The organism is Aquimarina addita (genome assembly GCF_039539305.1).
Taxonomy (GTDB): domain Bacteria; phylum Bacteroidota; class Bacteroidia; order Flavobacteriales; family Flavobacteriaceae; genus Aquimarina; species Aquimarina addita.
Window position 1 is genome coordinate 1 of record NZ_BAABCW010000037.1, and the last position, 8,979, is coordinate 8,979.

Consider the following 8,979-nt stretch of genomic DNA (forward strand, 5'->3'; position numbering starts at 1 on the left):
TATTGACAATACGAACAGGATGATTCGCTGGAACTAAATCATCGTAACTAGGTGGTAAAAGACTTAACTGATCTTGATCGTAAGTCTTGAAGATTACTTTGCGACTCATAATCTAAATTTACAAATAGCAGAAATTTTATACAAAAAAAGACTGCCTTTTTAGACAGCCTCTTTTTTAATTAATTATTTTATGCGTAAAGCAGATATTTTATTGAATAATACCACCACAACTTATTCTGCTTCCCGCGGCTCCAGAAGGTTGAGATGTATAATCATCTGTTCCCTGATGTACAATAATTGCTTTACCAATAATATCTTTTTTCTCATCTCCACAACCAATACACCAATCATTAGTAGCAAAGGTAATGGATCCTTTTCCATCCGCATCTGCAGAAAAGTTTCCTATATCTCCCTTATGATAGCCTTCTGTTGCTCCCCATTTACCATGCGGCTCCATAGTAGGATTCCAATGTCCTCCTGTAGATTTCCCGTCATCAGAAGAGCAATCTGCTTTTTCGTGAATATGTATGGCGTGAGCTCCTGCAGTTAATCCTTCTAATTTAGCCGTCATTGTTACCATTTCTCCCTCTCCTGTAAAAGTGACGGTACCAGAGACCTTACTTTTACTTTTTGGAGATAATACGATCTCAAGCATAGTTGCTTCGATTTCTTTTTCTTCTTTAGAAACTGTTTCTTTTACAATTTCTTCTTCTACCTTAGTATCAGGATCTGTCGTCGATTTCTTTTCTCCTTTACAACCAATAGTTATTGTTAGTAAAAAAGTATAAGCAAATAATGTCAGGGTAATTTTTTTCATGATTTGTTATGATTTAGAATACCCAATATACTGCAGTTTTGCCTTATGACAAAGGATTTAAGATGTTTTTAAGTTTGTTCGTAGTGAATATATTAATGATTTATTGAATTTACTTCATTGGTTTTTTAAAACTTTAATGTGTACTTGTTTACTACTTATACCAATAAAATTTACCTATGTATTGTAACTATAATACCTAGAACTGAAATACCCCACTATTATGTTTCTGAAAATGATGCATCTTAAATAATATTATTTTTTCCCTAAGAAATATCAGGAATATATAGCGTTATGCCTTATATTGAAGGCTAATCTAGTTCTAATGTAAATTATCTCATTAAAAAGAATGCAATTAGAATATGGTGATTGATTATAGTCTCTTTGATTCAAAAGAAGTCGTACACAAAAAATAGTATCTAATTCTGGATAAAGAAAAGTTAAAAAAATAAAACTAACTTTGTTATAAATTTATAACCAATGAACCCATCTACTTCTGGCTGGATTGATAAATTTTTAAGAGATCTGGATGAACACTACCTGGACAATCTCTCTCTTGATGAATTATATCTGGATCTTAGAAAAATAGGATTTATTTATGGTACTTCTATTGATATAGTGTTACCTAATACCTCTGATATCAGATATTCTGAAGAAGAGAAAACTAAAATTAATCTTTTTGCTGCCTTAGCGGTTACTTATTACGAAACCATAGAAGATGGGAATCAGCAAGATTGTATCAAGGCTCTCATCCAATTTTATGAATATCTAAATAACAAGAAATCTTTTTTCTCTTTTATAAATGTATTAACCAGTAATAACAATGAGAAATTAGAAAAAATAATGCACACCAGAATACAGACTAATGAATCTCTTTTAAAAAAGAATTTTAGTCATCTTCTCACTAATGCATTACTATTCATTGATGTATTAGCTTTTGAACATTTTCTTATCCATGATAAAAACCCTATTGAGTATGCATCTGCTTTAGAAGAAACGCTCACTAATATTGTTTTTCTGGCTTTAAATTCTAAACTCGAAAAAGATACTTATGATGAGTTATTAGTAAAACTGTTTGCTTCTTCAGTGAGATATACAAAGGTAAATAGTACCGAACAGGCAAGTTTTGATCAAATTCATTTAGAAAGATATACTGATGAATTAGAAAAACGATATATTTTGGATCTTACCAGCTTAGCAGTATGGAATGATCGTGAGGTTGATTTTGGTGAGCAGGCATTTGTAAGAACCCTCGGTGTTGAACTAGAATTACATAATCAATTAGTAAAAGAATCTCTAAATTCTGTTCAATTTTTTGTAAAAGAACATAAAGAAGATATATCATTTTTTAATTACTCTAATCCAGCCCATCATTTTTATAAGCAAACGACCAGAACGGTAAGTATTTTGATTTTAAGAAATAAGAAAAGATTAATTAAAGAAATTTCGGAGAGTAAAGAACTAATGATTTTACTAGGACAATCCACGGTAAGAGATTTATCTAAAGAAGAAAAAAATCAAGTGAAACAGCAATTACTGGATATTTGCAAAACTATTCCTTCTCTTGCCATTTTTATACTTCCCGGAGGAGGTCTCTTATTACCTATTCTCGTTAAATTTATCCCCAAATTATTACCTTCAGCATTTAACGAAAATAACTAATAAATTACCAGGTTAAATCTCCATTTTTTTTAGCTCCTTATAATTTCGTTTTAATTTCCTTGTCAATAACCCATAAATCAGATAATAAACAAAGCCTAAAATGGCCACTATTATTAATGAAAGAACAACACCCGTCAGGATATAAATCACCGGGGTTACATTACTATGTTCGTGCAGCTCTAGAAATTCTTTATTAAAAGTTAAATAGATCATGGTAGTAATCATTAAGGCTCCAATAAGAGTAAGATTAATCCATACGTAATATTTTACTGTTTTTCTGGTTTTCAGAATATTCTGCATTAAAACTTTTGCAGAATCAGTCGTCTTAATCTTTTTGTAATTAAGATAAAATCTTATGATAAAATAGATCAAAACCCCATAGCTAATCGCAGAGGAGATTATTGTAAATCCCCCCATTCCTGCTACTTCCATATCTTCATATTTTCCCGTGAGTCTTGCTGCAATATCGATAGACGCCCACAAGGCAAATTCTAAGATGCTTATGATAAAAATCCATTTTACAATAGACGAAGATCTTCTTAAGATCATTTTATACAATTCGTTATAAGACAATTTAGGAAGTCCTACTTCCTGTTTCTGCCAGTCCTTTTTAAGCAATTCTAATTCATCCATAGGGTTACGGATTTAATATTTTCTTTAATTTTGTTTTCACTCGATTCATCTTCACTCTTGCATTTACTTCAGAAATCCCTAGAGTTTCTGCTATTTCTTTATATGATTTATCTTCTAGATATAAAAAAACCAATGCTTTCTCTATATCATTTAATTGTTTTACTGTAGCATACATTAGTTTTAATTGCTGCTCCTCTTCATCATCATATTCATCTACTTTAATTCTAAAATCTACAGCATCAAAATCTGTTGTTTTAATACTTCTTTTAGATTTTCGATATAAAGTTATAGCAGTATTTAATGATACTCTATACATCCAGGTACTAAATTTAGCATCTCCTCTAAACTTAGGGTATGCTTTCCATAACTGAATTGTTATCTCCTGAAACAAGTCATTATGTGAGTCCCGATCATTAGTATATATCCTACATACCTTATGAACAATATTCTGATTCTGTTCAAGGTTTGTTACAAAACTATGTTCTAATTCTTTATCCACGATGGCTGATTACATTCTATAAGTATACAAAAGAATACATTTGTTACAGATCAATCATTAATTTTATACTTCACCTTTTGCGTCATCAGAACAAAAACTCACTCTATCTTGATAACCAAATACTTGTGAAAATTCTGACCATAAGAAAATTATTAATATTTAAACAATCATAAAAACACCTCCACTTATTTCTTAAATTATTGAATCAAAAATAGCTAAAAATATATGTAGATGATGAAAAACAATCATCACTGATTCTAAATTCGTAATTCGCAATGACTTCATTATAATTCAGATCGATTCTATAGGCTATCTGCTTTTATCATTTTATATTTGTGAAACAACATCTATTTTATGAATATCCCTTATACTAATGTACCTAGATTAGTTATTATTGGTGGCGGTTTCGCAGGAGTTGCCTTAGCTAAAAAAATGGTCAAAGAAGAAGTCCAACTCGTATTATTTGACCGACATAATTATCATACATTTCAACCGCTCTTATATCAGGTTTCTACCTCATCTCTAGAACCGGATTCTATTGCCTATCCACTTCGTAAAATTGTAAAAAGAGGAAAAAACACTTTTTTTAGAATGGCAGAGGTTGTTGCCATTGATACTACTGCTAAAGAGGTATATACTAATATAGGTTCCATAACCTATGATTATCTTGTAATTGCAACGGGTGCTCGTACTAATTTTTTTGGAAATAAAAGTATTGAAGAAAATGCTATGCGCATGAAAAATTTACCGCAAGCATTAAATTTACGAAGTTTGATGTTGGAGAATTTAGAACAAGCGGTTAGGATCTCAGATCCTGTAAAACGTAAAGAATTACTTAGGTTTGTACTAGCAGGAGCTGGTCCTACAGGAGTAGAATTAGCGGGAGGAATTGCTGAATTACAGCTCAATGTACTCCCCAGAGATTATCCGGATATGGATTTTAGTGAGATGGAAGTTCACCTTATTGAAGGGGCTAGTAGGATTCTTCCTCCTATGAGTGAGCATGCTTCTAAAAAAGCTACTAAATTCCTTGAAAAACTAGGTGTTCAGATTCATTTAAACACCCAAGTAACTCATTATGATGATCATCTGGTATTAACCAATACAGACTTGTCATTAAAAACAGCTACTTTTATTTGGTCTGCAGGTGTTACAGGTGCCCCTATTTCTGGAATACAGGCTGATTCTTTAATTCCAAGAGCTAATCGATATAAAGTAAATCGTTTTAATCAGGTTGAAGGATATGATGACATATATGCATTAGGTGATATCGCTTTAATGGAAACAGAGGCTTTCCCAAAAGGGCATCCTATGGTTGCTCAACCAGCAATACAACAAGGAAATCACTTGGTTAAAAATCTAAAACGACATTTTAAGGGAAAGCCTATGATACCTTTTACATATTTTGATAAAGGTTCCATGGCTACTATAGGACGTAATAAAGCTGTAGTAGATTTAGGTAAATTCCGTTTTGGCGGATTCTTTGCCTGGTTTATCTGGATGTTTATCCACTTATGGTTTTTAGTAGGTTTTAGAAACCGATTTGTCACCTTATTTAACTGGACATACAACTATTTCAATTATGATAAAGCTGCACGTCTTATTGTAAGACCTTATAAGTATGATAACGGATCTGAGGATCGTGTATAAAAGCTTTTATCAATAAAAATCAGAAGTACCTAACTAAAAACAGCTGTTTTTTAATAGATTCTTCTGATTTCTATATATCTCTGGAAACACAACAGTAAAACCTAAATGAAATTCTGTTAATTAACATAAACCAAAACATCCAGGCGCACACTAAAAAATTACAAATCCGTATATGACACATCAAAAGTTCCTTCTGTAAAGGTAAATGTAGCTCCATTACTCTCTAAAGGATTTGCTATAAAACTAAAGGTTCCGGATATTCTTTGCGATTCTGTATTATGAGTTGTTATTGTTACACTCCCTTCACTAGATAAGAACGCTCTTCCATCGCTGGTGTCAAAACTCGCTACAAACTGTAAATCTTCAACTGTAAAGGTTTCTCCTGCAACAGCACTAATAGGAAAATTAATCACTACATTATCACCGTTAGCCTGACTTCCTGATATAAATATATTAGTACCAAATGTGGTTATAAATCCATTAACAAATTCTGGATTATAAGCTACTCCATCAATTTTTGTAAAAAAAGAATCACTACCAGAATCTGATGATGAGTCATCATCAGAACCACAAGACATTGTCATAAATACAAATGCAACACATACAACCTTAATCAATACTTTCATTTTTAATATTTTTAAATAATTATCAGTTTTATTATTAATGTTTTCATCTTTGAAAAAGTAAGCATATACTAACAATTATTTTTTAATAATATGACAGTTCACTAATAATATCAATACAAAATCATGATTATATTTGTTCTTTATCCATTCTAATTCGCCAGGTATATCTGTCTATAATTCATAAAAACACATCAATTTTCTGGTTGTTTATGTAATGTTGCTTGACATTCGATTTATAGAAATCAACTTTAAAAAATTAATCTATTTATATTAAAACCCTCTATCAGTGTTATATAATTAATATGCATCAACCAGTTTTATCACTAATATATGTACGTTTTAGTACAAATACCGTATGCGTACACCTCTCTTTTCTATTCTATTGTTCGTGTTTATGAATTCTCGTTCTTTTGTTGAAAACATTATTAAAAAATCAAAAAACATGAAACAACTATTTATTTGTATGCTCTGTTTAACCATAGGTAATTATACAGTACATGCTCAAAAGGATTCCAAAACGTTTAACTTTAAAAAAGGGGAGGTATTAGATTTTATTTTACTTACCATGAAACCAAACAGTAGCGCATTATTTGAAAAGTATAGAGAGGTTATATATCCGATTGGATTTGAATTTGGTTACGAGCCACAACAAGGTTTCAGAACTAAAGAATTAATTCTTGGTAACCATTTACCTTCTGTTTTTGTCTTTGGCAAGTGGCCTAGTAAAGAAAAAAGACATGGATTTTTAGAAACTATTGTATCAAGAGTTCCTGATTTTCATCAACGACGGAGAGATCTCTTTTCTTATTTCACATTTGCTTTTTTTGAAATACAAGAAAACAAAACGATTTCACTACAAAAAAATAAAGTAAATAGTATTACAGCGTTTTGGAAAACTGACAAACAAGATATTGAGAAATTTGTCTCTAAATGGAAAGAACAAGCCAAAATTTCCGGAGGATCCTCTATCGTACAATTACAAAATGGATACTCTCCTGCCGGATACAATTATAATCCAGATATATTAATCATTACCGAGTGGGAAAATGAGACTGCTTTTTCAAAATTTACAGAAAAACATCCATTATCATTTTATAAAGAATTAAAAAACGTACATCAATTCGTGATTGAGTAAATTGCAGCAAAATAATATTATGGATGGAATCATAAACCAACTCATATATTTTGGTCTTTTTCAAAGCTTATTATTGCTTTTTATTTATCTTTTTTCACCTCTTAAAAGAAAAAACGTAAATGGGTATTTGGCATTTCTAATCTTTATCCTCTGCATAGGATTATTTGGAAAAGCTTTGCATAGTGCCGGCGTATGGAATCGTAATTTTAGACTTATTGCTATGTCAGAACTCTCGGCATTGCTATTTGGTCCAACCGTTTATTTATTCTTTACATCAATTTTACTACAAAGACAACAACTTTCAAAAAATATTATCCATTATATTCCTGGAGTGGTTTACTCCACTTTTATTCTTGTTTACTTTATCATCCCGCCAGATATTGTAATTATTTCAAGGCGAAATACCGGCGAATTAAGACGTGCGATTTATACCTGTCACGCGGTTGGATTAACTGTAAATATTATTTATGGAATTATGAGTTGGAAGTTACTTTATGATTTTCGAAAAAATATGCAAAACGAATTGTCATATGTCCCCAAAGCTCAATTTGTTACTCGTTTTTTAATAATTATCAGTAGTTGCTTTATTGTTTGGTCAATTTTATACGTTACCAGCTTATTTGGATTCGAAATGTTAGAACGAAATGCGAGGCCTTATCTGTGGTTATTATTAACCTTCATCATTCTGTTCATAACCTATTATGGTATGGTATATCCGGATGTACTACAAATTGGAGTGACCACTAATGAAAAAAAATATTCACAATCTAAATTAAAAAATGAAGACCTGGATAGGCTCAAGCAAACACTTGATGACTTAATGATAGAAAAAAAGCCGTATCTGAATAACAAATTGCTAAAAGCTGAATTGGCCTCCATGTTAGGCGTTAGTAATCCTGAATTAGCACGATTACTTAATGAAAGGATTGGTATGAATTTTTTTGAATATGTTAATTATTACCGTATCAAAGAGTTTATAGAAGTCCATAAATCCGAACGTGCCAAACAACTCACTTTTTATGGAATGGCACAGGAATCCGGATTTAATTCTAAAACAACATTTAATAAATCTTTTAAAAAACTGATGGGACAATCACCATCTGATTATTTTAATCAAAAAACATAAAATCATGAGAATATTATATATCATATTATTTATATGCACAAGTTATCAGATACAAGCGCAACTAAACGTGCCATCGCTTAGCCCTAATGCAAGTCTAAAACAGACTGTAGGGCTTACAGAAATAGAAATTAATTACTCCAGGCCTAGCATTAGAAAAAGAACAATTTTTGGAGAAAAAGGATTACTACCTTATGGAACATTCTGGAGGGTTGGAGCCAATACAGCTACAAAAATTTCTTTTTCAAATGAAGTCAATATTATGGGAAATAATATGGATAGCGGAGCTTATACAATCTTAGCAAAACCATCTTCTGATATCTGGAAATTATACTGGTATCCTTATACAAGTGGTAACTGGAGCACCTATGTAGAAAAAGAACCATTATTTATTACAGAAATTCCTGTAGAAAAAACTCCTACAATGGTGGAAACGATGGAAATTCACTTCAATGCTATAACCTTTGATGCAGTTACGCTGATCATTGAATGGGAACATACTAAATTAAATATCCCTATCAAGGTACCCACAAAACAATATGCTATAAAATCTATTGATAATATAATGTCCGGTCCAAGTACTAATGATTATTTTAGAGCGGCTTTATATCTACATGAATCTAATACTGATCTATCAAAAGCTCTGACTTATATTAAGAAGGTAACCAGCTCAGAAAATGCTTTATTTTTTCAGGTAACGCGAGAAGCACTATATGATACTCCCAATGCTTAGGACAGGATAAAGATATTTTTAATTTCTAAGAAGCCATTTGTTTTTGATAAAATATTTGATTTGGAGGTACTTTTCCGATTTCAGTATGTCTTCTTTTGGTGTTG

General features: G+C 31.2%; 9 protein-coding genes. 5 read left to right on the forward strand and 4 right to left on the reverse strand.

Annotated features, from left to right (window positions below; genetic code table 11):
* Nucleotides 1–208: 208 nt before the first annotated feature.
* Complete coding sequence (locus tag ABD816_RS21715; protein ID WP_344930986.1) at nucleotides 209–817, reverse strand: superoxide dismutase family protein; 609 nt, start codon at nucleotides 815–817, stop codon at nucleotides 209–211.
* Between the two features lie 477 nt (nucleotides 818–1,294).
* Between ABD816_RS21715 and ABD816_RS21720 the strand changes: the two genes are divergently transcribed.
* A complete protein-coding gene (locus ABD816_RS21720; protein WP_344930988.1) occupies nucleotides 1,295–2,476 on the forward strand; it encodes an LETM1-related biofilm-associated protein in 1,182 nt (393 codons plus the stop codon).
* A gap of 12 nt (nucleotides 2,477–2,488) precedes the next feature.
* Here the strand turns inward: ABD816_RS21720 and ABD816_RS21725 are convergent, their stop codons facing one another.
* Together ABD816_RS21725 and ABD816_RS21730 are read right to left on the reverse strand one after the other, a co-directional pair.
* Nucleotides 2,489–3,109 carry a hypothetical protein gene (locus ABD816_RS21725; protein ID WP_344930989.1) on the reverse strand — a complete coding sequence of 207 codons (621 nt, stop codon included), beginning with the start codon at nucleotides 3,107–3,109 and terminating at the stop codon, nucleotides 2,489–2,491.
* A gap of 4 nt (nucleotides 3,110–3,113) precedes the next feature.
* On the reverse strand, nucleotides 3,114–3,608 hold the full coding sequence (locus ABD816_RS21730; RefSeq protein WP_344930990.1) for an RNA polymerase sigma factor: 495 nt from the start codon (nucleotides 3,606–3,608) through the stop codon (nucleotides 3,114–3,116).
* 354 nt (nucleotides 3,609–3,962) lie between these two features.
* On the opposite strand from ABD816_RS21730, the gene ABD816_RS21735 reads away from it, so the two are divergent.
* The gene (locus tag ABD816_RS21735) at nucleotides 3,963–5,258 is read left to right on the forward strand and encodes an NAD(P)/FAD-dependent oxidoreductase (RefSeq protein WP_344930991.1); all 1,296 of its coding nucleotides are present in this window, start codon (nucleotides 3,963–3,965) and stop codon (nucleotides 5,256–5,258) included.
* Between the two features lie 158 nt (nucleotides 5,259–5,416).
* Here the strand turns inward: ABD816_RS21735 and ABD816_RS21740 are convergent, their stop codons facing one another.
* Nucleotides 5,417–5,884 (reverse strand): DUF6252 domain-containing protein, encoded by a 468-nt coding sequence (locus ABD816_RS21740; RefSeq protein WP_344930993.1) that lies wholly within the window; start codon nucleotides 5,882–5,884, stop codon nucleotides 5,417–5,419.
* Nucleotides 5,885–6,326: 442 nt separating this feature from the next.
* On the opposite strand from ABD816_RS21740, the gene ABD816_RS21745 reads away from it, so the two are divergent.
* From ABD816_RS21745 to ABD816_RS21755, 3 genes are read left to right on the forward strand one after another with little or no spacing between them, the layout of a single operon-like run.
* The gene (locus ABD816_RS21745; protein ID WP_344930994.1) at nucleotides 6,327–7,019 is read left to right on the forward strand and encodes a hypothetical protein; all 693 of its coding nucleotides are present in this window, start codon (nucleotides 6,327–6,329) and stop codon (nucleotides 7,017–7,019) included.
* A 19-nt stretch (nucleotides 7,020–7,038) separates the two neighbouring features.
* Nucleotides 7,039–8,145 carry an AraC family transcriptional regulator gene (locus tag ABD816_RS21750; RefSeq protein WP_344930996.1) on the forward strand — a complete coding sequence of 369 codons (1,107 nt, stop codon included), beginning with the start codon at nucleotides 7,039–7,041 and terminating at the stop codon, nucleotides 8,143–8,145.
* A gap of 4 nt (nucleotides 8,146–8,149) precedes the next feature.
* Entirely contained in the window at nucleotides 8,150–8,875 is a 726-nt protein-coding gene (locus ABD816_RS21755) for a DUF2911 domain-containing protein (protein WP_344930998.1), read from the forward strand.
* The last annotated feature ends 104 nt before the right edge of the window (nucleotides 8,876–8,979 follow it).

What these genes read in the sequence shown, in the direction of transcription:
- ABD816_RS21715 (WP_344930986.1), bottom strand. Translation starts at nt 817, where the DNA reads ATGAAAAAAATTACCCTGACATTATTTGCTTATACTTTTTTACTAACA.
- ABD816_RS21720 (WP_344930988.1), top strand. Translation starts at nt 1,295, where the DNA reads ATGAACCCATCTACTTCTGGCTGGATTGATAAATTTTTAAGAGATCTG.
- ABD816_RS21725 (WP_344930989.1), bottom strand. Translation starts at nt 3,109, where the DNA reads ATGGATGAATTAGAATTGCTTAAAAAGGACTGGCAGAAACAGGAAGTA.
- ABD816_RS21735 (WP_344930991.1), top strand. Translation starts at nt 3,963, where the DNA reads ATGAATATCCCTTATACTAATGTACCTAGATTAGTTATTATTGGTGGC.
- ABD816_RS21740 (WP_344930993.1), bottom strand. Translation starts at nt 5,884, where the DNA reads ATGAAAGTATTGATTAAGGTTGTATGTGTTGCATTTGTATTTATGACA.
- ABD816_RS21745 (WP_344930994.1), top strand. Translation starts at nt 6,327, where the DNA reads ATGAAACAACTATTTATTTGTATGCTCTGTTTAACCATAGGTAATTAT.
- ABD816_RS21750 (WP_344930996.1), top strand. Translation starts at nt 7,039, where the DNA reads ATGGATGGAATCATAAACCAACTCATATATTTTGGTCTTTTTCAAAGC.
- ABD816_RS21755 (WP_344930998.1), top strand. Translation starts at nt 8,150, where the DNA reads ATGAGAATATTATATATCATATTATTTATATGCACAAGTTATCAGATA.